20 protein-coding genes and 1 tRNA gene are annotated in these 24,683 nt (G+C 45.6%); 13 read left to right on the top strand and 8 right to left on the bottom strand.

Going from position 1 to position 24,683, the window contains the following annotated elements; all coding sequences use genetic code 11:
- Nucleotides 1–7 precede the first annotated feature (7 nt).
- Entirely contained in the window at nt 8–2,095 is a 2,088-nt protein-coding gene (locus tag C400_RS0118215) for a beta-galactosidase (RefSeq protein WP_017427836.1), read from the top strand.
- Between the two features lie 98 nt (nt 2,096–2,193).
- The gene (locus tag C400_RS0118210) at nt 2,194–3,246 is read left to right on the top strand and encodes a glycoside hydrolase family 53 protein (protein ID WP_017427835.1); all 1,053 of its coding nucleotides are present in this window, start codon (nt 2,194–2,196) and stop codon (nt 3,244–3,246) included.
- 93 nt (nt 3,247–3,339) lie between these two features.
- Here C400_RS0118210 and C400_RS0118205 read toward each other — a convergent pair whose 3' ends face one another.
- From C400_RS0118205 to C400_RS26290, 4 genes are all read right to left on the bottom strand, one after another.
- Nucleotides 3,340–5,103: a methyl-accepting chemotaxis protein gene (locus C400_RS0118205; RefSeq protein WP_017427834.1), complete on the bottom strand. Its 1,764-nt coding sequence runs from the start codon at nt 5,101–5,103 to the stop codon at nt 3,340–3,342.
- A gap of 324 nt (nt 5,104–5,427) precedes the next feature.
- Complete coding sequence (locus tag C400_RS0118200; protein WP_016822411.1) at nt 5,428–6,387, bottom strand: AEC family transporter; 960 nt, start codon at nt 6,385–6,387, stop codon at nt 5,428–5,430.
- A 100-nt stretch (nt 6,388–6,487) separates the two neighbouring features.
- Complete coding sequence (locus C400_RS0118195; protein WP_017427833.1) at nt 6,488–8,206, bottom strand: NAD-dependent malic enzyme; 1,719 nt, start codon at nt 8,204–8,206, stop codon at nt 6,488–6,490.
- 378 nt (nt 8,207–8,584) lie between these two features.
- A complete protein-coding gene (locus C400_RS26290; protein ID WP_232795395.1) occupies nt 8,585–9,748 on the bottom strand; it encodes a nitrate/nitrite transporter in 1,164 nt (387 codons plus the stop codon).
- 514 nt (nt 9,749–10,262) lie between these two features.
- On the opposite strand from C400_RS26290, the gene nirB (C400_RS0118185) reads away from it, so the two are divergent.
- Nucleotides 10,263–12,437, top strand: a complete 2,175-nt coding sequence (gene nirB, locus C400_RS0118185) for a nitrite reductase large subunit NirB (protein ID WP_017427831.1) — start codon at nt 10,263–10,265, stop codon at nt 12,435–12,437.
- A gap of 44 nt (nt 12,438–12,481) precedes the next feature.
- Nucleotides 12,482–14,662 carry an assimilatory nitrate reductase catalytic subunit NasC gene (gene nasC / locus C400_RS0118180; protein WP_017427830.1) on the top strand — a complete coding sequence of 727 codons (2,181 nt, stop codon included), beginning with the start codon at nt 12,482–12,484 and terminating at the stop codon, nt 14,660–14,662.
- 129 nt (nt 14,663–14,791) lie between these two features.
- On the opposite strand, the gene C400_RS0118175 is transcribed toward nasC, so the two are convergent.
- A complete protein-coding gene (locus tag C400_RS0118175) occupies nt 14,792–15,865 on the bottom strand; it encodes an anthranilate phosphoribosyltransferase (RefSeq protein ID WP_017427829.1) in 1,074 nt (357 codons plus the stop codon).
- A 20-nt stretch (nt 15,866–15,885) separates the two neighbouring features.
- Nucleotides 15,886–16,488, bottom strand: a complete 603-nt coding sequence (locus tag C400_RS0118170) for an ANTAR domain-containing response regulator (protein WP_016822405.1) — start codon at nt 16,486–16,488, stop codon at nt 15,886–15,888.
- A 443-nt stretch (nt 16,489–16,931) separates the two neighbouring features.
- Between C400_RS0118170 and nirB (C400_RS0118165) the strand changes: the two genes are divergently transcribed.
- The 6 genes from nirB (C400_RS0118165) to C400_RS0118135 all read left to right on the top strand — a co-directional run bounded on the left by nirB (C400_RS0118165) (nt 16,932) and on the right by C400_RS0118135 (nt 22,915).
- Nucleotides 16,932–19,364 (top strand): nitrite reductase large subunit NirB, encoded by a 2,433-nt coding sequence (nirB, locus tag C400_RS0118165; RefSeq protein ID WP_017427828.1) that lies wholly within the window; start codon nt 16,932–16,934, stop codon nt 19,362–19,364.
- A gap of 12 nt (nt 19,365–19,376) precedes the next feature.
- Complete coding sequence (nirD, locus tag C400_RS0118160; RefSeq protein WP_016822403.1) at nt 19,377–19,706, top strand: nitrite reductase small subunit NirD; 330 nt, start codon at nt 19,377–19,379, stop codon at nt 19,704–19,706.
- 1,390 nt (nt 19,707–21,096) lie between these two features.
- Nucleotides 21,097–21,639, top strand: a complete 543-nt coding sequence (locus C400_RS28055; RefSeq protein WP_017427826.1) for a hypothetical protein — start codon at nt 21,097–21,099, stop codon at nt 21,637–21,639.
- A gap of 237 nt (nt 21,640–21,876) precedes the next feature.
- On the top strand, nt 21,877–22,401 hold the full coding sequence (locus C400_RS0118145) for a hypothetical protein (RefSeq protein ID WP_017427825.1): 525 nt from the start codon (nt 21,877–21,879) through the stop codon (nt 22,399–22,401).
- A gap of 68 nt (nt 22,402–22,469) precedes the next feature.
- A tRNA-OTHER gene (locus C400_RS0118140) sits at nt 22,470–22,551 on the top strand.
- A gap of 82 nt (nt 22,552–22,633) precedes the next feature.
- Nucleotides 22,634–22,915 carry a hypothetical protein gene (locus C400_RS0118135; RefSeq protein WP_017427824.1) on the top strand — a complete coding sequence of 94 codons (282 nt, stop codon included), beginning with the start codon at nt 22,634–22,636 and terminating at the stop codon, nt 22,913–22,915.
- 82 nt (nt 22,916–22,997) lie between these two features.
- Here C400_RS0118135 and C400_RS0118130 read toward each other — a convergent pair whose 3' ends face one another.
- Nucleotides 22,998–23,330 (bottom strand): hypothetical protein, encoded by a 333-nt coding sequence (locus C400_RS0118130; RefSeq protein ID WP_017427823.1) that lies wholly within the window; start codon nt 23,328–23,330, stop codon nt 22,998–23,000.
- A 12-nt stretch (nt 23,331–23,342) separates the two neighbouring features.
- Nucleotides 23,343–23,471: a hypothetical protein gene (locus C400_RS28470; protein WP_017427822.1), complete on the bottom strand. Its 129-nt coding sequence runs from the start codon at nt 23,469–23,471 to the stop codon at nt 23,343–23,345.
- A 94-nt stretch (nt 23,472–23,565) separates the two neighbouring features.
- Between C400_RS28470 and C400_RS0118120 the strand changes: the two genes are divergently transcribed.
- The 3 genes from C400_RS0118120 to C400_RS0118110 are packed head-to-tail and all read left to right on the top strand — an operon-like array spanning nt 23,566 to nt 24,577.
- Nucleotides 23,566–23,817 (top strand): hypothetical protein, encoded by a 252-nt coding sequence (locus C400_RS0118120; protein ID WP_017427821.1) that lies wholly within the window; start codon nt 23,566–23,568, stop codon nt 23,815–23,817.
- 48 nt (nt 23,818–23,865) lie between these two features.
- Complete coding sequence (locus C400_RS0118115; protein WP_017427820.1) at nt 23,866–24,318, top strand: hypothetical protein; 453 nt, start codon at nt 23,866–23,868, stop codon at nt 24,316–24,318.
- A 40-nt stretch (nt 24,319–24,358) separates the two neighbouring features.
- Nucleotides 24,359–24,577, top strand: a complete 219-nt coding sequence (locus C400_RS0118110; protein ID WP_017427819.1) for a hypothetical protein — start codon at nt 24,359–24,361, stop codon at nt 24,575–24,577.
- Nucleotides 24,578–24,683 lie beyond the last annotated feature (106 nt).

Raw genomic sequence — 24,683 nt, 5'->3', positions numbered from 1 at the left:
ATTTACAGTGACATATCCAAACATAACCAAGTACCCTCCCATTAGTGAGCGAGTTCCGCGTATGCTGCATGGAGCAGACTATAACCCGGAGCAATGGCAGCAATATCCCGAGGTGTTAGCGGAGGATATCCGCTTGATGAAACTAGCCAAATGCAACGTAATGTCTGTCGGCATTTTCTCATGGGTATCCTTGGAGCCTGAGGAAGGTATATTTACGTTTGAATGGCTGGATCGTATTCTGGATTCGTTTGCTGAGAACGGAATCTATGCGTTTTTGGCCACTCCGAGCGGAGCAAGACCAGCCTGGATGTCGCAAAAATATCCCGAGGTGCTGCGTGTAGGGGTTAACCGTGTCCGTAACTTGCACGGGTTTCGACATAACCACTGTTATACGTCGCCTGTATACCGGGAAAAAGTACGTATCATGAATACGAAGCTGGCTGAGCGATATGCTAATCATCCTGCTGTTATTGGCTGGCACATTTCCAATGAATTTGGTGGAGACTGTCACTGTGATTATTGTCAGGAGGCGTTTCGCACTTGGGTGCAGGATAAATATGGTACGCTGGATCAGCTTAATCATTCATGGTGGACAACATTTTGGAGTCATACAGTTACAGATTGGAGCCAAGTCGAATCTCCAGCACCTCATGGTGAAACGCAGGTTCATGCCATGAATTTGGACTGGAGACGGTTTGTAACCGAACAGACCGCAGATTTTATCAAGCATGAGATTGTGCCGCTTAAGGCTGCAAATCCGGACATTCCAGTCACAACCAATTTAATGGAGTTTTTCGAAGGATTGAATTACTGGAAGTTTGCTGATCTGCTCGATGTTATTTCCTGGGATAGTTATCCGACCTGGCATGACCGTGAAGGAGATGACAGCCGTCAAGCTGCAAGAGTGGCTATGATGCACGATATTATTCGCTCCATTAAAGGTGGGAAACCTTGGATGCTCATGGAAAGTACGCCAAGTTTGACGAACTGGCAAGACGTTAGCAAGCTGAAGCGACCGGGCATGCATCTGCTATCGTCTTTACAGGCTGTGGCGCACGGCTCAGACACTGTTCAATATTTTCAGTGGCGGAAAAGTCGCGGTTCGAGTGAAAAGCTGCATGGTGCAGTCGTCGATCATGTAGGACACGAGCATACTCGGGTATTCGGGGATGTGACAGATGTCGGTCATGCGCTGGAAAAACTGGAAGAGGTGGTCGGTACATCCGTACCGGCTGAGGCCGCAGTCATTTTTGACTGGGAGAACCGTTGGGGAATCAACGATTCACAGGGACCGCGGAACAAAGGCGTGAAATATGAGGAGACAGCTGAAGCACATTATTTGGCTTTATGGGAGCAGGGAGTGCCAGTAGATGTCATTCATATGGATGCAGATTTCTCCAAATATAAACTTTTGGTCGCTCCGATGTTGTATATGGTCCGCAGCGGTGTAGGGGAGCGCATACAGAAGTTTGTCGAAAATGGCGGCATTTTCGTAGCAACCTATTGGTCTGGCATCGTGGATGAACATGATTTATGCTTTCTTGGAGGCTTTCCAGGGCCGCTTCGTAAAACGCTGGGAATCTGGTCGGAAGAGATTGATGGATTGCATGATCATGATCGTAACTACATTATACCGATTGAAGGCAATGAGCTGGATCTACAAGGGGAATATGAAGCTGTTGAATTGTGTGATCTCATTCATACGGAGGGTGCAGAGGTACTGGCTAAGTACGGGACAGACTTTTATGCAGGACGTCCAGCTTTGACGGTGAACCGTTTGGGACAGGGAAAAGCTTATTACATCGCATCACGCAACACCGGACTATTCCATAGTCATTTTTACAAGAGTTTAATTGATGAGGCAGGTCTCAGTAAAGCACTCGATGTGCAGTTGCCACATGGAGTGAACACAGCGATTCGTACCGATGGAGTTCATGATTATATTTTTGTAATGAATTTTACGCATGAGCCGCAAGAGATTACACTGGATGGACGAACTTATGCGGATATGCTTGAAAATCTTGTGATAGCAGACAGCAGCGTTCAATTGGGTGCCTATGCTGTTAAGGTTCTAAAGACAGAGCGCAATAATTAGAACACGTTATACATGTGATCGCCGCTGATTCCCGAGTGAGGGAGCAGGTGGATTGGCCAGAGGCAATGTGAGTATCCAATTTAGATTGGGGATGACTTATGAAAACAGGTAAACGTACTATGGTATTTGCGATGTTGATCTTGTTATCCAGCTTTTTGTACCCATTGGGCTCTGTGGGAGTGGGTGCGGCTTCGGCCGCCCCTGCTTTCGCCAAAGGAGCAGATATAAGCTGGGTCGCAGGGATGGAAGCCCAAGGTATGACCTGGAAGGATAAAAAAGGGGTTCGCCGGGATGTGCTGCAAATTTTACGGGACGATTATCAGATCAATTCGGTTCGTATTCGAGTGTGGGTAAATCCTGACATGAAGGATTATGCAAGCGGATACATGAATGCCGAGAAGGCAGCAGAACTTGCGCAGCGAGCTCAAAAGTTAGGCATGAGCGTTATGCTGACCCTGCATTATAGCGATTCATGGGCTGACCCAGGACAGCAGAATAAGCCTTACGCATGGCGCAATTTTACATTTACACAACTTATGGATGCGGTCTGGTCCCATACCGTCTATGTTATGAACACGATGAAGAGCAAGGGTGTGACACCGGATTGGGTGCAAATCGGCAATGAAACGAACAATGGCATGCTCTGGGATGACGGCAAAGCCTCAGTGAATATGAAAAACTATGCGTGGCTCGTCAATGCAGGGAATAACGCTGTTAAATCCGTAAGCAGCAGCACCAAGACGATCGTACATTTAGCTAACGGGGATAACAGTTCCGTTTTGAACTGGAACATTGGTGGACTGATTGATAATGGAGCTCAGTTTGACCTTATTGGACTGTCTTTATATCCGTCTTCCTCTGATTGGCAGGGTAAGGTGGATCAGACGATTACCAATGCCAATAGCCTCATTGCGAAATATGGTAAAGGCATTGTTATCAGTGAAATCGGGATGGAATATAATGAACCTGCTGCTTCCAAGGCATTTATTTCCGCAATCAAAACGAAGGTGCGGAGTATCGGAGGCGGTAAAGGCGTGGGCGTATTTTATTGGGAGCCAGCTGCAACCCCAGGTTATAATCAAGGCTATAACAAAGGTGCTTGGCAGGCTGACGGTAAGCCAACCTCAGCGTTGGAAGGCTTTTTAAACTAAAGAACGATGTAAGAGCATATCAAAGAACCTCTAATGCGCATTCTATGCAGATTAGAGGTTCTTTGTTTTATGATGATTGGGTAGTTATAATGTTTAGACTTCCCGGTTTACCTTGAAGAATGAAATAAGCTCTTCCAGCTCCCCGGACATCAGTGTAAGCTTGTCCGAAGCTTGGACAATCGAAGCCATAGACTCTGTCTGTTCCCCAATGGTTTGTTCAATTTGTTTGCTGCTGTTGACTGTTTTGCTAACTGTGGAAGACAACTCGTCCGAGGTAGCTGACATTTCCTGCGTGCTGGCCGAGATTTGCTCAGTTGCACTGGATACCTCCTGGATTTGTGACGACACTTTGTTGGACGCTTCTAAAATTTCAGAGAACATTTCGCCTGTCTGCTTCGTAACTTCCAGTCCGACGTGAACTTCTTTTGTACCCAGGCTAATGCCTTTTACAGTTTGTTCAATCTCTTTTTGAATTTCTTCAATAAGCTCTGCAATTTGTTTGGCGGATTCTTGAGACTGTTCAGCCAAATTACGCACTTCTCCAGCTACTACTGCAAAACCTTTGCCTTCTTCGCCGACTCTGGCAGCTTCAATCGAAGCGTTGAGGGCAAGCAGATTCGTTTGGCTGGCAATACCGGTAATGATGCTTACAATATTACTGATTTCGTTAGAACGGTTCTGCAATGCATTAACGGAATCAACTGTACTTTCCATTGTAGTGGAGATAGAGTCCATCTGAGTGGATAGCTTTTGAGCTACCTGATTGCCTTCAACGGAGCGCTTTTCCATGGAATAAGCTTGATCTGCAACAGAAGAGGAGCTTTCAGCGATGGTTTGGATCACTGTAGACATTTCATTCATAGCCCTGGAGCTTTCAAGTGCTGCGTGATCCTGAGCCTCAAGCCCCTGGGTTATTTCCCGGATATTGCTGTTAATGACGTTTGTATTCGTACTGTTTTTCTCGCTGATGCTTAACAATTCCTGGGCTGATCCCGTTACTTCTTGCGTCGTATCCTGTACTTTCACCATTGTATCGTTAAGGCGCTTGATCATAGAATTAAATTTTTGATTAATAATACCAAGGTCGTCTAGTCCTGTCTTAATTTTTACATTCAGATTACCCTCGCTGACTTCTTCAATTCCCTTCATCAAGGAACGAATTGGGGAGAGCGTGCGTTTTACCAGCAAGTATTGAATCGTCAAGAAGATAGCAAGAAACAGAATGAGCAGTGAAACACCATATACAAGCAGCTTATGAAGACCCGTAGGTACAGAGCTCGCATCTACGTCAAAGTAAATTGCACTTGTGACTTTACCACTTGCGTCTGTAATCGGGTAAACAATCGTAGTCCATGTGCCATATTCGTCCGTATAAAAGCTGCTCAATGCTGATTCATTGGATTGAAGCATCTTATTTACGGCTTCTGCATTTTCGTCAGGCAGAGTGTACATATCCCCAATATTCATCTTCGAGTCTTGGAAAGCTTGAACCAAATTAGTGGGAACGCCAATAATGGAGGTTTGATTTCCTTCTTTTAGTTCTGTCCCAAATATGTAAGCTTGGGCGACATTAGGATAAAATGTGTGAATAGAATCTAGAAATTTACGTAATTCCTGTTGAACAGAACCGTTATAATCTTTTTCGCTTAATGCTTGTTGTACTTTTGTTTTGTCAACATCTTCTGCCCATTTTTTGGTCAGCACTTTAACCTGATCTTGCAGCTGCGTGGTGAGAATGTTCTTTTGAAGTATATAGCTAGATGTGATAAGAATAGCACCTATTAATACGATGTTAAGAAAAGATATTAATAGATTTTTACCAAAAAAGGACATAGTGCTCCACTTCAAGTTTTTCACAAGTTTCTTCTCCTTTAAATTTTAATTTAATGCTACAGTACAGCTATCCCTTATATATTTCGTCAATTTCCTTTATAAATGTTAGCGAATTATTACAATTGGGATATACTTACTGGTTTCACTAAAAACAAAAGCGGCAACCCACATGCAATAAATGTAGGTCGCCGCTTGCTAGCAAGACAGGATAGCTGGTTTCAACTCAAATACAACTAAATTACTTTATTGTTTGAACAATATTTAAAAAATAAGATAAATGCGGGCGAACGAATGCCCTTCATCATTATATATAACAGTCTTTCGCTGAACGTTGAAAGCTTTCTGTCATTATACAAGTAGTGAAATGAGCAGAGGGAGCGAAATAAGCGATAATACTGAGCTTATAACAAATGCAGATGCCGCTTCTGTTTCCAGTGATTCATAGCGGGTCGCGATCATAGCGGCTACAGCAGAGCCGGGAAATGCGACAAGCAGTACGGCTTTGGTTACATCCTCAGGGGACAGTCCGATCAGAACAGCAATACCGAGCATAACCATAGGCATTACGATCGCTTTCAGCACAGCGATACTAAGTGCTTTTGGACTGAACGTAATCTTTTTAATCCCAATAGTTACCCCAATAGCAAATAGAGCCGTACCCGCAGTAATATTGCCGATTTGGTCAAACATAGATTGCAAAAGTTTCGGAGCTTGGAATCCGCATAAAGTCAATACAACACCAATCAAGGGTACGCAAGCCAGCGGTTCACTGAGTCCATGAAGGACTGATTTTATAGTGACTTTAAATAAATTGCCTTTTGTGTCGTCAGATTGTGTTGATTTGCGCTGGCCGACCGTTCCCAAAATACTTGCAAGCGGATCAAGAATCGCATTAACAACGATGCCGGTAATCGCAATAGGAATGGCGACTGCCGCACTTCCGAACAAGCTTCCCAAAACGGGAATCCCCATGAATGCAAAAGAGGGCTGTGTCGAATTCAATGCGAACATGGAGGATTCTGTCAGGCCTTTTTTTGCGATTAAGCGATATAAGATGAGCAATACAATATAAAAGCCAATCACCCCAAGCAGCAAAGCAACAAGAAAGGGCCACTTTTGGATTAACGTCTCTCGTGGTGTCGTCGTAATACCAATAAACAAGTGTGCAGGTAAAGCAAATTTGGTTACCAGTGTATTTAGTCCCTTAGAAGAAGCTGGGTTAAAGGCCTTAAAAAAACCTGCAAAATAACCAATTAAAATGACAAAGAAAATAGGAATTAAAATAATAAAAATATGACCTGTAGCCATGATGTCGCCTCCAATAAAGATGTCCGCCAAAAATGGCGGACATCAGTTAAATAATCACTTTGCTTACAGCAAGTATAAATTTTGATGTTGTTCGCTATTTTTAAACCAGAACGGCTTCCTGTCCATACTGTTTGATGGGTTTATATTTGCATTCCCACATGGATTCCCGAACCGCTTGTACGATATCATCCGGCTGATGACGCGCTACTCCATCTTGAACTGCTGCCTTGGCGACAGCCACTGCTACAGCTTCAGATACTTCTCGCAGTTCGTTGATTTTTGGCAGCAGGGAAGCACCAGGCTGTGACAAATCAACCATTTGAGCTACTGCATGGGCAGCTGCTGCAAACATGCTATCTGTTATAATTTTGGATTTTACTACGATTGCTCCAAGACCAAGACCCGGGAATACAAAAGCATTGTTGGATTGCCCAATTTCAAACGTAGTATTGTTGTAGATTACTGGCTCAAAAGGGCTTCCTGTTGCAATAAGCGCTTTTCCTTCAGTCCAGTGGATCAGGTCTTCAGGAGTTGCCTCCGCCAGAGGAGTCGGATTGGACATTGGCATAATAATAGGGCGTTCTGTATGCTTGGCCATCTCTTTCACGATTTCCTCACTAAATGCTCCAGCAACACCGGAAGTTCCGATCATAATCGTCGGTTTCACGCGGCGAATAACTTCAAGCAGAGGGATTTTGCCATCTTCAGCATGCTCCCAGTCACGGCATTCGGCAGCATCACGCACATAAGGGACCTGGAATGGCAAAAGTCCTTCTGTTTCATTGGTAAGCAGGCCACGGTAATCATATGCCCAGAAGTTACGTCTTGCTTCAGCTTCTGACAATCCTTCCAGCATCATGGCCGCACTAATTTGGTCTGCATTGCCGATTCCGGCAGCTCCTGGACCAAACACTAGAACCCGATGCTTGCTCAGAGGGATTCCGGACAATTGGACACCAGACATCACACCTGCAAGTGTAACTGCACCGGTACCTTGAATGTCATCATTAAACGTTAAGATATTATTTCCGTACTTATTAATAATATTCCGAGCATTGACGTTACCTAGATCTTCCCAGTGCAGCAGTGCGTTCGGGAAAGAAGAAAGTGCAGCTTGAACATAAGTATCAATAAATTGATCATATTGTTCTCCACGTACACGCTTATGACGATTCCCCATGTATAAAGGATCTTCTAACAGCTTTTCATTGTTTGTACCTGCATCCAGCACAACGGCCAGTACCCGGCTAGGATCAATACCAGCAGCGGCTGTATATACAGCAAGCTTACCAATAGAGATGTTAATACCGCCAACTCCCCAGTCCCCAATTCCCAAAATACTTTCAGAATCTGTGGCTACGATCAGATCGATATCATCAGGACCCAAGTTCAAATTTTTAAAAGCTTCTTTGATGCCAGCAAGATTATCAATAGATAGATACATACCGCCCGGTTTATGATATTCATGACTGTATTCCTGAATAGCCTGACCGACTGTTGGTGTATAGACAATCGGAAGCATCTCGCTCAAGTGCTCGGAAAGCAAACGATAATAAAGGACAGTATTCCGATTAAAAAGATCATTTAATGCAACGTTTTTACGTAAATTATCCGGTTGGCTTTGAAATTGCTCATACACCCGTTGAACCTGTTCCTCAATCGTTAATATGGTAGGAGGAAGGAGGCCGTCAAGTCCAAGTTGCTGACGTTCTTCTAGCGTAAAAGCCACTCCTTTGTTCAGCAGTGGGTTGGCAAGAAGATCTTTTCCGGTTAATTTGGTTTCGATAGTTCCATTTTCCGTAACATGAAAAGCACGCATTTCCAATTCCTTCTTTCTAAAAAAATACATTCGGTTAATCCTTGAACAATTCGTGAACAAGTATACGCCTTATTTTAAACCAAGTGAACAAGTATGTTGTGTGAAAAATGGTTATATAAGTGTTTACATAAGAAAAAATATGAAAATGAAAGCGGTTTTCAATGATTTTCAAATGAAAAATTCATTGAATTTTCATAATATTTTCGGTAAATATTCAATAAATGTGACTTTTTTCATAGCTCTTATAATTTGATTGAATATGTATAGAGGAATAGCTTAACTTCATTTTTCTATAAATGAAGTTAAGCTATTGTTTATTATAAGGGATAATTGAGGCTTAAAATCTAAACGTTTGGTGGCTGTCTATTTAGTGGATAGTCAGATATTTAATTCTCCGATTCGGTTAACGGCTTCATTAGCGCCTGGAGCAGAGCGTTGCATCCAGCTGTTGCGCCATTTCAATTGCATGATAATGACGAGGACAAAAGCACAGAATGTGATCAGACTTAGACAGATGAAGCCAGGCATGTAAGAACCCGTTAATTTGTACAGATGGCCCAGAATAAGAGGAAGACAGTATCCTCCTATGCCACCAGCAGCGCCGACGATGCCGGTCATAAGCCCGATTTCGTTGCCGAATCGCTGCGGCACAAGCTGGAATACGGAGCCGTTGCCAGCCCCAAGGCACATCATGCCTACGAACAGCAGAACTACGACTACGGCAAGTGGTGGCAAAAATGCAATGCTGGCGAGCATCATCCCGGCCCCGGCATACAAATACATTAACATGCGAGAACCACCAATCCGGTCAGACAAAAAGCCGCCTACAGGACGAAAGAAGCTTCCGGCAATCACACAAACGGTTGCAAAATCAGCGGCATGTACTGCAGAGAGGCCGTATTGGGTATTGAAGAAAATGGTCAAATAATTAGAAAGGCCGACGAACCCACCGAACGTCACGCAATAAAAGGCACAGAACACCCAGGCATCACTCTGTTTGAGCACCGAAGCATATTGCGCCAGACTTTTTGGTACTGGGCGATGAGGGCTGTTGCGGGCAAAAATACTGAACAGAACAAAGACGATGAAAATTGGGATAATGGCCAATCCAAACACGACCTCCCAACTGCCAAAATGTTGGGCAATACGGTTGGCAAACAAAGTTGCAAGGACGGTCCCGCTGTTGCCGGCACCGGCAATTCCCATGGCCAGACCTTGATGCTCTTTGGGATACCATTGGCCAGCCAACGGTAGTGCAGCTGCAAATGAGGCGCCGGCCACACCCAGAAGCAGGGCGACAGTGTACAACTGCTCCAGCGAATCAACCCACAGCCAGCCGAGCAGGAGAGGAATGATCGTGACAAGCATACCGATCTGTCCCGTGAGCTTCGGACCGATATAATCTGACATGAATCCAAGCACAAGTCGCAACAGAGAGCCGCTGAGTATCGGGAGAGCGACAAGGTTGGCTTTTTGTACAGGGTCCATTGGATAATCATTAGCAATGACAACGACCAACGGTCCAATCATCCCCCATATCATAAAGCTAATATCAAAATACAAAAAAGAGCCAAAAAGGGTGGGCTTGTGTCCGCTGTGCCAGAAACTTTTTTTTCTTCATTCTCCATCTCTCCTGTTCTTATTGGGGTTTGTAGAGCTCAGGCCTTAGACTTCAGCCCTCTGCTGAACATAAAAAGCCGCAAATCGTCCCGTCATTGATATTGGGAACGTTTTGCGGCTTCATTGCCGTGTTTGACACACTTCATTGTGCATCGCTTTGGTATGATCACATGGTAGTGATTTTAATTCAAATTATAAAAAGACATTCTACTTATGTCAATATACATAACATTAAAATTATAATAAATTAAAAAAAATAGGTTTAAATACAGGTTTCATGTATTGAATATTGACATAATACTCACAATTCAGTAATCTTAAGTACATATCGGTACAACGATGTGCCGACATTTACGGCAACGGTGCCCTTTTCCATCGAATGGAGAAGGGCTTTTTCTGTCTTATTTTAGGTTCAGAGAATGGGGCTGGATTAATTATGATAAAAAGACTGGTCGTCATCGGTAATGGTATGGCAGGCCTCAAATGTGTTGAGGAAATTCTCAGTCTGGAGCCGGAGCGGTTCCAAATCACAATATTTGGTGCAGAGCCACGTCCCGGGTACAATCGTGTGCTCCTGTCCAAAATGCTTCAGGAGGAGAGCTCGTTCCAACATATTGTTACCCATAGTTGGGACTGGTACGAAGAAAATGGGGTAAAGTTGCAAGCCGGTGAACGTGTGTGTCGTATTGATGTAGCAACCGGTATGGTGGAAACGGAATCCGGCATTCAAGAGCCCTATGACATTCTCATACTGGCAACTGGCTCTTTGCCTTTCATACCTCCCATTCCCGGAGTCCGAAAAGAGGGAGTAATCGCTTTTCGTGATGTAAATGACTGTGAAACCATGGCCAGATATGCCAAAACGTATCGCAAGGCCACCGTCATCGGAGGAGGGCTATTGGGGCTTGAGGCTGCTCAAGGCTTGCTGAATCTAGGGATGGAAACTGACGTTGTTCATAATGCGCAGTATCTGATGAATCGTCAGCTTGACCGTACTGCGGCTGTGCTTTTACAACGGCGGTTGGAGCAGCAGGGCATGCGGTTTCATTTGGCGAAGGATACGGTCAATATTATAGGCCGCAACCGGGCACAAGGATTGATGTTTGCGGACGGGAACAGGTTGGAAACAGACTTGGTCGTGCTGGCGGTTGGTATCCGGCCCAATATCGCTTTGGCTCAGGACAGTGGTCTGACAGTAAACCGTGCCATTGTCGTGGATGATTATATGCGCACGAGTATTCCTGGTATTTACGCAGTTGGCGAATGTGCTGAGCACCGTGGAATTTCATATGGGCTGGTGGCGCCGCTATATGAGCAGGGCAAAGTGCTGGCAAAGGTGATTTGTGGTCGTGAAACGGCTCCTTATGAAGGGACGGTTCCCTATGCGCAGCTCAAGGTTGCGGGAATTCATGTGTTTTCGGCAGGAGACATTCGTGAAGAGGGAAACGAGATTGCGATCATGGAATATAACGGTATGCAGGAGATGTACAAAAAAGTGATGATGCGCGCTGGAGCTATTACTGGAGCGATTTTATTCGGGGATACGGCGGAAAGCACCTCGCTGCTTGGAATGGTACGGCGCGGCGCGCCAACTACAGAGCTTACACCTCAGAATAACAGCAAAAGCAAAGCAGAGGATGCTGCGGAAGCATTGCCCGAAGGAGAGACGGTATGCGCATGTAACGGTGTGAGCAAGGGGGATATCTTGCGAGTGATCGCCACGGATAAGCTGAAAACAGTCGAAGAGGTGAAGAGCCGGACCAAAGCGTCCGGTTCCTGTGGTGGTTGCCGGCCGCTAGTGGCTGCACTGGTCAAAAATGGTTTGTCCCGAGCGACAGCTTCTGGACCTGTGGTTACTCCGACTGCTCAAGAAGTTGTTCCTGTGTGTGGTTGTACGCATTATGATCATGATTCGCTTAAGACAGCGATGGTGGAGGCAGTTTGTCGAACTCTAGAGGAAGTGGTATCTCGTCTCGGTTGGACCAGGCAGCAGGGCTGTGAATTATGTCGTCCTGCTGTACTTTATTATCTGGAATCTCTAGGTTTGCGGAACGGATCTGCAACAAATCAACTGGGAATAGGCGTTGCGCTTCAGCCCACCGTACCATACGAAGGGGAAGCGGGTTCTGTGGACCTGAGTTTTACAAATTTGGATGTTGAACGTAGGGATTTTGTTGATCCTGCCCCGATCGATCAGGCTTCTGGTGGAGTGATCTGGCTGAGAGAGCGGCTGGCAGCAGTATGGGGCAGTCTTTCATTACCGTCACCAGTTGCGGTTGCTGTTAGTCCGGGTTCAGAGTATCCCGATGGTGTGCTTGTCCATGACATTGGAATCTCCCGATCTCCAGCAGGTTGGGAGGTTTATGCTGGTGGCCATGCAGGACATCCGGTTCGTCAGGGGTTGCTGCTTGGATTGGAGGAGAATCCGGAAGAAGTGGTGCTGATGGTTGTAACCTGCTTGCAAATATACAGGCATAGTGCTAGGTATGGGGAGAAAATGTGGGAATGGATTGAACGGACTGGCGTTCTAGCGCTGCGGGAAAGTGTGCTCGACGTTACTCTGCGAAGTGAGCTGACCGGTAGCCTGCGGTCCACCATGCTGACAGGTTAACGGATTGTGGGAGTTGTAGTGAATGGAGAGGGAAGGTGACTTTTATGTGTCAGTCAGGAGAAAACAAACTGGAAGCCGGTCAATACGTCCTCCCTGTGGTGGAGACACAGTGCCCATTTTGCAGCGTGCAATGTAAGATGACCGTTAATACGGAAACGGAAGCACTCGCGGGTATCGTTCGAACGGTGTATAAAGCGGAAGGGAAACCTAATGCAGCCTCACAAGGCAGGTTGTGCATCAAGGGAATGAATGCGCATCAGCATGCAACTCATGCAGAAAGGCTGACACAGCCTCTCCTGCGCAAAGAGGGCAGGCTCGTTCCTGTCCCATGGGGAGAGGCGATGGATGCTGTAACCAGCAGTTTCTCTTCGCTACTGTCCACGCAGGGTCCTGATGGAATCGGCATTTACGGCGGAGGCTCGTTATCGAATGAAACGGCTTATTTACTTGGGAAATTTGCCAGAGTGGCTATAGGAACGCGCTATATTGATTATAACGGGCGCTTCTGCATGTCGGCGGCAGCATCTGCTGGCAGCAAAGTGTTTGGTGTTGACCGCGGACTGACCTGTAGGCTGGCTGATATTCCGTTGGCTCGTTGTATTGTGCTTGCAGGCACGAATATCGCTGAGTGTCAGCCGACGTTAATGCCTTATTTTCACCAAGCGAAGGAAAATGGCGCGTTTATCATCGTAATTGACCCGCGCACGACTCCCACAGCGGCAATAGCCGATCTGCACCTGCAAATCAGACCAGGTACGGATGCTGTGCTGGCCAATGCCATGTTAAAGGTCGTCGTGGATGAGGGATTGATAAATGAAGAATTTATCCGCAAGCGGACCAACGGGTATGACCAGTTGTTGACTCATTTGAATGGGGTGAATCTGAACGAATCGGCTGCGCTGTGCGGAATTGAGGCAGAAATGATCCGGCAGGCAGCACGTGCCTTTGGCGGCGTGGAGACTGGCATCGTTTTTACAGCCAGGGGCGTCGAACAGCAGACGGATGGACATATGGCGGTACGTGCATTTCTAAATCTCGTGCTGGCCACCGGAAAGATTGGAAGAGAAGGGTGCGGGTATGGGGCCATCACAGGTCAGGGGAACGGGCAAGGGGGGCGAGAGCACGGTCAAAAGGCTGATCAGCTTCCTGGTTACAGATCGATTGAGAATGAAGCAGACCGAGCCTATGTTGCGTCCGTGTGGGGAGTTGAACCAAGCAGCTTGCCGGGAAAAGGAGTATCGGCCTATGAAATGATGGAGCTTATGAATCAGGGAGAAATTCAAGCGCTGTTCGTGATGGGCTCTAATCCTGTTGTGTCTAACCCGAATGCACGGTTGGTCGAGGACGCGCTGGAAAAGCTGGATTTGTTGATTGTGGCGGATATGTTTCTCACTGAAACGGCGCGGCTGGCCGACGTTGTTTTGCCTGTGACGTCTTATTTGGAGAATACGGGGACGATGACAAATCTGGAAGGCCGCGTTTTGCTGCGGGAAGCGGTGCGCCTTGCACCGGGCGAAGCTAGAGATGACTGGAGCATTTTATGCCAAATAGCTGCAAGGTTGAACAAGGGGAGGTACTTCGCATATAAGGATGCAGAGGATATCTTTGAAGAACTGCGTCTCGCTAGCCGAGGGGGACTTGCTGATTATTACGGGATCACTTATGACAGGCTGCGTCGCGAGGAAGGGGTGTATTGGCCATGCCCATCTATGGATGAAGCTGGTACGGATACGATGTTTCGGGAAAGCTTTGCTCTTTCCGACCGAAGGGCTGTTTTTACAGTGGTTGAAAGCTGTGGAGCAGGAGAAGAAATATCCGAGGAATATCCGCTTACTTTAACGAATGGCCGCGTGCTGGCTCACTATTTGACTGGCGCGCAAACACGCAGAAGTCCTTCGCTGGCCGCGCGTGAGATTGAGAATTATGTAGAAATTCATCCGCGTACTGCGCAGCGCTGGTATATCAGGGACGGGGAGTGGGTGGAAATAACATCCCAGCGCGGCAGCTTCACCGTCCGCAGCCGGATCAGGCCACATATTCGCGAAGACACGCTTTTCGTGCCCATGCATTGGGGCGGGACGCAAAATGTAAATCGGGCGACCCGTCCCGACCTTGATCCGTTCTGCCGGATGCCCGGCTTCAAGACGGCAGCTGTACGCATCCGTCCCCTCCGCCTAGCTGTATCTGCAACCAGTGGACATAACGGGGAGTGGTCACAGTTCTAGAACAGGAAGGTGTGAGTGCATCTTCTTTTTCTTGCATAAAAGGCCGCCCCTTTTGCATGAGCATGGGGGGGACCTTTTTGAGTAGTTCAGTTTATGTCCTGATAAATGCGGGACTGCAGGAGGCGAGTTTTATAAATGAAAATGGGTTTCGGATGTGTTGGCACCCGTTTTTATTTCTTTTCTCAACATAGCTTCACGCCAGCGGCAGTACAAATCCCAGGCGTTCCCGTTTTCAAGCAGCGGCTTGCAGGTGTACAAGCCTTCCTCAATGGAGTCGACCCGCCCTGCAATGAACAGTCGTACCGCGCCGTTGAGCAACACTTGATTCGAGAAGGCAGTAGGAGCTGTGCCTTGCAACACTTCCTCTGATATGCGCAGCTGTTCAGCAGGGGTCCAGTGGTGTTCTGGTACTACCGAATCCAGCCCGTACATTTCGGGATCTATAACCTGGAGGGACACCTTACCATTAGCAAACAGGTAAGTCCGGGTCGGTCGGTCGATGAATAGGTCCTCCGATCCTTCGCTCCCCTGGACGATCAAAGCCCTGCGATAACTCAGATTTTGCATGACCTTCGCCGTCTTGTCGAATACGGTGTTGTGGAAAACACCAAATACAATGTACGGGGAGGAACCGTAATCAACCAGTTTCTCGGCTGTGTTCAGTACTGTGCGAAGCCCCAACTCTTCGCGAATAGACCGCAGATCCCGCAGGGGCGTGCACCATTGTTCGGAAACAACGAAAAGCACGCCTGTCTGCTTCGCAGCATGAATGGCGGTTTCGTGTGACATGTCCGCAGTCGCTACCCCCATCTCCTGCAACAAAAGTGGGAGTGTAACCCCCCATTTGGGAGGGAGGGGTGCACTCCCATGCATCGTTACAGGTAATCCGTATGAGGCAAGTAGAAAGGCAGTTGCGAAGGTAGCAATAAATGATGACTTCCTACCGTCGTACGGACCGGCGAAATCAATGCCTTCCTGCATGGGAAAGCGGTGGGAATATTTGCGACAGACATTAACGAATGCTTCCAGCTCGGCAACACTCTCCATTTTGATGCGTTCCGCGGCAAAGAAGGCACCGATTTGAGCTGGGGTTGCTGACCGGGTCATAATCAGTTCGGCGGCAGCTTCGGCTTCGGCATAGTTCAGATCACGAGCGCCTCTTTTGCCGCGCCCAACTTCTTTTAATATTTCAATGATATTCATGTTCAAGGCCCCTTTCAGATTTATGCTTTTAGCATTTGCTGTGCTTTCACAATGGAGATGGCCACATCAACGATTCGTTTGCGCTCATTCATCGCTTTTTTACGCAGCAGATCATATGCCTCCGCTTCCGGGATGCCGTTTACTTCGCCAAGTATCCCCTTCGCCATATCAATCCATTTGCGTTCTTCCAGCCGAGCGGTCAGTTGTTTGCGTTCACTTTGCCAATGCTGGCGTTCAAAAAAGCGTTTGGCGCTAAAATGAAGAGCCCAATTCAGCTCATGGGCTGCCATGGAAGGGGTTAGAATACCGTCGACAGTCACGTCTGCTTCACAAGCCTCCGTCGATGACAGCGCTGATGTCGCGCTGCACCACCAGAGCAACGGAATTGCTTTGGTTTGCTCCAACCTGCTACTCCACATGCTGATTGTGCCGACAGGTATGTTTAGTACGGCCGCATCTGCATTATGGATGAGCTGTTTGATTTCAGATTCATGGCGGCAGGGCAAAGGCAGGTATCCGTTGGATTCTAAAAGGTGCTCAGGTTCTGCCTGCCATGAGGGAATGGTGTCTGCCTGCTCAGATGCAGGGTCAGCATGTGAGTGAATTACCAACAAGGAACGCAAGCGGGCTCCTCCTCTCTTTAACATGAAGGGTAAATAAGCATGAGGATTGTATGTCTTGATAAGAAATGTGACATATAACTTGATGAGATGGGTTTGCTTTTCCATCATAATGAAGTGGAAACGAACTTTTAAACCATTTTGGCGTGTTTTGGACTGAAAATCAATCCTAATTTTGTAGAAGAGTGATATTTTATACGTCATCAATATGTTACTTAGTGATAAAATATTATTTTTACGAGATTTTGCGTAAGGAATATTGACATGTGATTTGAATCGTTATATATTGGCTACAGTACTTTAAATTCATACTCTGATGGATACAACGGCGTATTCGATGAAACGGCAATGGAGCCTGTTTTCACATGTGGAGGGATGTTTTGCATCCCCGTATGTGAAGCAGGCTTTTTATGTTTTAAGGATAGAAATGGAGAGGGAGTGACCTAATGAACTACATCCAAAAATTAGTGCTGGTCGGCAACGGAATGGCGGGGATACGCACTCTCGAACATTTGCTGAAGATCGCACCAGGTGCCTATGAGATTACGGTATTTGGGGCCGAGCCCCATCCAAACTATAATCGGATCATGCTGTCCTCTGTTCTGGCCGGTGGAGCAGGTTTGCAGGATATTATCATCAACGATTGGAATTGGTATGAAGACAATAATATCCGATTGTATACCGATGATCCTGTCACAGCGATCGATACGGAAAAGCGACAGGTGACTTCACGATCCGGTGTATGCGTCTCTTATGATTTACTGTTGTTGGCAACAGGTTCTAAAGCCTTCATTTTGCCGCTTCCAGGAGCCGACAAGGATGGTGTGATTGGGTTCCGGGATATTCGTGACTGCGAGATGATGATGGAGACGGCGAAGACGCACAAAAAAGCGGCCGTTATCGGCGGCGGATTGCTTGGGCTAGAGGCAGCCAGGGGGCTACTCAATTTGGGAATGGACGTTACAGTTATTCATATTAACGGTTATATTATGGATCGGCAGCTGGATGAGGCTGCTTCCCTTATGTTACGGCGCGAGCTGGAGGAACAGGGAATGACTTTTCTGGTCAATAAGCGGACGGCGGCTATCACCGGGCGTCGTCGCGTGGAAGGGCTAAAGTTTGCTGATGGCAGCGAACTGGAAGCGGATTTGATCGTTATGGCGGTAGGTATCAAACCAGACATTGAACTGGCGGTGTCAGCGGGAATCCCCGTAAACCGCGGTGTCATCGTAAATGATCACATGGAAACGAATATTCCTGGCATATATGCCGTTGGAGAATGTGCAGAACACCGGGGAATCACTTACGGTCTGGTTGCCCCATTATATGAGCAGGGGGGCGTCCTAGCTCAGCGACTCGCGGGAATGGAGACTCCTGGCTACAGTGGTTCCGTTACTTCTACAAGATTGAAGGTATCGGGCGTCGATGTATTTTCAGCAGGAAATTACAAGGATGAGTCGGGAACGCGATCACTGCGGTATCAGGATGATATTGATGGCGTCTACAAAAAAATCGTCATTAAGGAAGAAAAACTGATCGGTGCCGTTCTGTTTGGGGATACCTCTGATGGAGCCAAGTTGTTTTCTCTGATTAAAAGTGGGGAGTCGGTGGTTGGTCGAGAGAAAGAGTTGTTACTTGGCTTTAACCCTGGTCAATCAGAAGGTAGTGGCACCATGATGCTGGAGCAGATGCCTGAAGACGAAATTGTATGCGGATGTAATGGTGTATCCAAGGGTGACATTGGAGAGGCGGTTGCGGCTGGCTGTAAGAGTCTTGGGGAAATTAAGGCCTGCACGAAGGCATCGGCATCATGCGGCGGCTGCAAGCCATTAGTGGAGGGGCTCTTACAGCTGTACGCAGGTGCAGAAACCGGAGAAGCGATTAAAGAGGGGATATGTGGCTGTACGACACTTGATCGGGAAGCGATTATTGATGGTATCCGAGAAATGGGGTTGAAGAGCGTCAAAGAAGTGATGAACGTGCTGGGCTGGAACGAAGCTGAAGGATGCACCAAATGTCGGCCGGCCCTCAATTATTATCTAGGTATGCTGTGGCCACTGGATTATGAGGATGAGAAGGAATCCAGATTTACGAATGAAAGGTACCATGCCAATATTCAGAAAGATGGCACCTACTCTGTGGTGCCCCGCATTTATGGAGGAGTTACTTCACCTGCCGACCTGAAGAAGATTGCTGCTGTCGCGGAGAAATACAATGTGCCTTTGGTTAAATTTACGGGTGGCCAACGTCTTGACCTGCTTGGTGTAAAAAAAGAAGATCTACCGGGAATCTGGTCCGAATTGGATATGCCATCTGGATATGCATATGGAAAGACATTGCGAACCGTCAAGACGTGTGTCGGTAACACTTTTTGTCGCTTCGGCACACAGGACGCTATGGGCATGGGCATCCGGTTGGAAAAGGCATTCGAACGTCTGAATGCGCCATCCAAAGTCAAACTGGCTGTGTCGGGCTGTCCGCGTAACTGCGCAGAAGCGACGATCAAGGACTTGGGTGTTGTCGCTATTGACGGTGGCTGGGGGATCTACATTGGAGGTAACGGCGGTATTAAAGTGCGGGCAGCAGAACTGCTGTGTACTGTAAAAACCGAGGATGAAGTGATGGAATGGACTGGTGCCTATTTACAGTATTACCGTGAGCAGGCAAATTGGAACGAGCGAACAGCTCATTGGGTAGAACGGGTAGGCGTAGAGTCGATCAAACAGGTATTGGTAAATGCGGAGACGAGGCAGCAACTGGTAAGCAAAATTGAGGAGACGTTAAGCACAACGACTGATCCGTGGCACGAAATCATTCATGACGAAGAGTTGCGCAAAAACTTTGTACAGCTGCCTAAGCTTAAGGCAGTAATGGAATAGGGGGCGGACTAAATGGAGAGCAATACGACAACCAGTAGAATCAGGATAGCAGATCTGAACGAAATTGACCGACGTGGAGCAAGAACAGTTCGCATTCATAATGCAGAGATAGCCGTATTTCGCCTTAGTGACGGCAGCGTGCGTGCGCTTGAGAACCGTTGTCCACACAAAGGGGGACGGCTATCTGAAGGAATGATATGCGGATCGGTGGTCCATTGTCCGCTTCATGATTGGAAAGTCGACCTGTCCACTGGTCAGGTGCAAGAGCCGGATACTGGATGTGTGACCACTTACCCGACGGAGATTGACAGTGAGAGTGGAGCAGTTTACATCGTAATCTAGGGGCATTAGGTTTATTTGCTTGGGGTGCTGGGCTTAGTTGTTCTTCTATATAATAGAAGAGATACGTATTGCCGAACAATTCTCTAGAATTCAATCTTGCTGAAAAAAGAGACATTGCTGCTTAAGCGTGGTGTATATAAAAAGTCAACCTTACTTCTGGTTGGCTTTTTTATCGCTTAAATCTTAAACAATGACCAGTTTCTCTTCTCAGCACCAACTTGAAAATCTTTACCATCACTACTCATAATCTGAGTGATTGATATAGTTCTCTTATCGAAATCCACGTCCTTCTACCGAATTCCTAATATCTCCGCACTCCGGTAGTTAGAGTAAGAAGGAGCACAATATAATACATATCTTCTTTTGAAGCTTCTAGGAAAGCGTGTGCCTGTTCCAAGGTCCATATCTGCATTTCCTTTTTTTCGAGCTTTAGCCGTTCGACTAACGAAACAGGGTTATTGCTGATCTTATAAAAGTCTTGAATGTGGCGTGGTGTGATGCTGCTAACGCCGAAATGCGTACATATCTTATTCAACACTTCGAACGATATATTTTCATCTTTTCCATTGCAGCAGCAGATATTCCCTGTTGAAGCCGCAAATCCTCTTTGTTTATATCTCTTTCAATAATAGTAATTCTAGCAAACTATTGAATTGAAAAAATATTACGAAAAAATTGATCGTAAAATGAAAATATTTGTGATCTTTTAGGTTTTACACATGGTAAATTAGTAACATGGAAAACAAAGAGAGAGCAGCACCCCACACAAACACATGCCTGTTTGACGGTGGTAGGTGTAAAACGAGCGGTACCAGTTATCCTCTTGCTATAAGACCTACAGAGAGCCGCTAGGGTAGGATAAGTGGGCATGTTGCTCTTTCTGTTTTCACTACTCCACTCTTGCTAATGTGCGTCTGACAAGCGCACTCCTCATGACAGTGATCCTAGCCGCTAAAGAGTGGATCAGGAGCGCAACTGGTCGCGTAAGAAAGTACCTAGAAAAAGGCTGCATGCAAGGGTGAAAGTGCCATGTCCACATCTATTATCATAACTGCAGTGGGGTATATCCACGAAGGTTCGATTCCTCTCGCGAAAAAGAATGGGTGGGTGTGTCGGTGGTTCGAATCCGCCAGCGGTTTCATGCAGAATACTTGGTGTGCTACTGGATTCATTTCTGGCTGGTCCCGGTTCAAACCCAGGCTTCTGCTAACATGGAATCAGAACCCATTTTTTGTTGAATAATTACAATAAAAGACTTATAATGTAAATGTTCATAAATACCTGTTAAAACTTTATCAATCATGAATGCTCTAATAGATTCTATACATAATGATTTGATTGATAAAGTTGTGCAGGTACAAAAAAATTAAAAGAAAGAAGGCATCTGAACATGAAAAACATCAAAAAAGCTTCTGTAGTATCCGTTTTGTCTTTAGCTTTTGCAATTCCATTAACTGCTTCTGCCGCAGTTACTACGGATGTTGCACCAGCTACAACTGACTCAACAGCAGTTTCCCAGTCTGCAAACACATCGACTGATGTGAATACACCAACACAAGGAGATCATGTTATTACTCCTCAACACCAGCAGGATAAATTCGGGAGTACTGTGAAAAGCTTACCTGGCGAAGGTAGTGCGACAGCTCCCTTTAAAGTGACTGGTGGATATGGGTATGTTAAAATTAACTTTAAGAACAATTCTAGTGATCCAGTAAAAATAATTGTGACACATAATGACACTAATAAAAATTATTATGAAGAAGTCTTGAGCGGAAAAAGTTCGGACAGTTGGAAGAGTTATCCCGGAGTTAAGCAAGGTGTGCGATCTGGTGACTATACAGTGACCTTCAGAGGTGGAAAGAATGGAGATGGAACTAAACCAGTAGATGTAACATTTAGTGGTTTTACAACAGATAATACATCTGAACTTTAATAAGCTATAAGGATACACACATAAAATACGTGAGAAGAGCCGTAGCTTCATTGTACGGCTCTATTTTCATACGTGCGTATGCAGAAACCAACTCAACACAAACACAGGGCAAACCGTCATGGTCTGCCCTCTTTGCTTTACCTTAATATGATCTTATTGTAAGAAAAATTAAAAAACATGGAATCTTTTAGTAGACTGAGGTGGTAGTTAAATATACAAATATAGGAGGAATAAGCTTTGAAGAAAAAACATTTTATTGCACCAGCCTTGGCACTAGGACTAATTGGGGGAGCTATTGCCGTACCCAATGCGATTTTTGCAGATTCAAATGCTGTAACTGATTCTACACCAGCTACAACTGGCTCAACAGCAGTTTCCCAATCTGCAAACACATCGACCGATGTGAATACACCAAAAGCGGGAGATCATGTTATTACTCCTCAAGACACAAATAAGGTGCTGAACAAGTCTCTTGCAAACACCGACATGTCAGAGCGTTTCTATGTTGATCCGAAATACGGATATGCTAGAGTGTATGTGCATAATGATGGGAAAGCCCCGATTAATATAACAGTAACTCAGGGGTCAGCTAGTGGTCCGGTTAAAATGAAGGGAAGAATAGAAAAAGGTGAAACATTTGATGAAATCAACTCAAGTGCTTGGACTGTTGGTAGTTTCTATGTAAACCTTACTTCACCAGGCGGTCCTATGGAGGGTGGTATGTCGGTTCGCATAGGTAACACAAGAGAGGAATTGGAATAATAATTTAAATGCAATGAGGAGGTCGGCTATCGTGCCGACCTTTTTAGTTTCTTCAATATCACCATTATGCACGGTTAGCTCAGTGGTAGAGCACAGGCGGGCCCGAGTAAAACAGACCTAAAGGCGTGGGTTCAATTCCCACACCGTGCACCTAATTAAAAGACCTAATGAGAGTGGCGTATATGCGTCGCTCTTTTTGTTTTCACAATAATAGAAAAGGAAGTGTTTTGTAATGAGTACAGAGGCAAGCGCAGTACGTAACGGCGGATTTGGGTATCTTGGTTCGGATAATATCTTTAAGGTGGTAAATACCGAGGCTGAGGCTCGTAAGTATAGCCCCACTGGTAGAGTAGTAAGCTTTGCAGGTCCACACGCATATGGTAACCCTGTAGTCCCTACAGGCACGGGAGAATACGACCAATTGGCTATCAAGCTGCATGTAGATAGTTCATTGACTGAGAGCGAGGGCCTTACGATTCCGGTCCATATAGCCAAGGTAGTCAAAGAGCTGTAATAGTGTTTATCCCCGGATCAACTCCGGGGACTTTAAGTGCCTAAAGAAAATGTGCGGTTCGAGTCCGCAAGGTGCCATTTATTTAAACGAATCTTGTATTTCTGATCAAGAGACTAAATCCTTCATTGATCGGATCTTCATATTCTACAGTTCCAAGTATTTCAAAAGGGACTTTGTAGTCTATCAGTAAATTCTTCGCATGTTCGTTCAACAGAATAAACTGGTAGTATTCGCCGAAACGCGAATCTAAGTCTTTTTTGCCAGGAGTGCTGCTCCGAGTAATTGCAAACATTAAAAGTTCCAGTTCCTGAGTGTACGGATGTGGAGTTTTCAACTCATTATTTGACAACTCCATGAGCTTTGTTTGCAATTCACTGGTAAATTGCTTTGTACCAGTAACGTAGTATGTTGTCATAGTTATTCACCCTTATGAAAAATAGTAGGATACGGCTGTTAAAAGTGTTAGTGCAATGGCTACCGCAGCAACGTTTTGTAAAAGGGGCTTAACTATTCGTTCATAGACACCGTCCCAGATATCTTCAAGTATATGGAACATAAACACCTCCTTTCGTACTATTACTTTCGGCGCATAAAAAGGAATATCCTTCCTATGTGTTGAATTGTTGTGTCGAAGGAAGGAGGTGTTTGAAGTGCCCAAAGTTTTTGTTCATACTCATGACATGGGGAAAGCCAACTGGGAGAATCAATATTTTGACTTTAGTAGAGTCCCTGTTGAAGGTGAATTCTTCGCATTATCGTCTGATTCACCGTGGTATCAAGTAGAACTGATTGTTCATACTCCCTTTAAGGAAGATCTCGCCGCTGAGATATATGGGATAAAGGTTGAGCACGAGAAAGTGAAGGGGAACAAGCTAAGTTTGCCAGCAAAATTTGAATTTTGAAGATAAGCACCTTAAGTGGTGCATTTTTAGATGTCTTAGGAGGAAGCAATGGGGATTATACTTGATATTTTAAAAGATGTTGTGATAGCCATTATAACAGGGATCGGTACAGGGTGGGTTATGACAGAATACTATAGAGAGAAGGATAAAAGGACAAGTTGGATAAAACAATTTGAAGAAGAGAAACAGATAATGTCTTACTTTCTAAGGCAAGTATATTTCGAAATAGATTTGTTTAAAGACAACAGTAACTACGATAAAACAAACTTATTGAGAGTTCTTAAGACTGCTCCGAGATTCAGTTCACTTTCTGAGGTTCACAACAAGGAGTTATTTGTTAATGATGTTATAACTTTGAACTTGCTCTTACGTGAATTAGAGGATTATTTAACCGCTTCTGAAACAATAAATTACAATGAATTGGTTCGTCTAAAATCGGAAATATTCAAGGCTCATTTTCAAGTTTTAAAAATACCGAGTTCTAGTTTATATGGTCGCTGAGAGGCAGCTTTTTTCTTGCCCTTATTCCACCAGGAAGGAGGTGTTAACAATAAAAGAGAGCATATTAATTTACATTGGCCCGCCGATCCCATCGCGCGGGTTATTTCAGTTTGGTAGTTTTGTCGGAGACATACCGGAGTTTCTTGAACCGCCCATGCAAGTGGAAGAGATCCGGGAGTTGGTGGTTGATGTGAATAACTTGGTCGAAGCCAAGAAGGAATTGAGCATTATTGGTACTGAAAATAACAAAGTATTTTAGTATCTCTCGAACCTAAACAATATAGAAGCGGAGTTGAGCAGATTGGATTATAAAAGCTTGGTGGATTTGATACGCGTATTGCTTTGGAATTGGACCTTATGAATAC

This window comes from Paenibacillus sp. ICGEB2008, from assembly GCF_000307675.1.
In the GTDB taxonomy this organism is placed as follows: Bacteria; Bacillota; Bacilli; order Paenibacillales; family Paenibacillaceae; genus Paenibacillus; species Paenibacillus polymyxa.
Note: the sequence above shows the minus strand (reverse complement) of the source record. Positions and strands in the feature narration are given on the sequence as shown.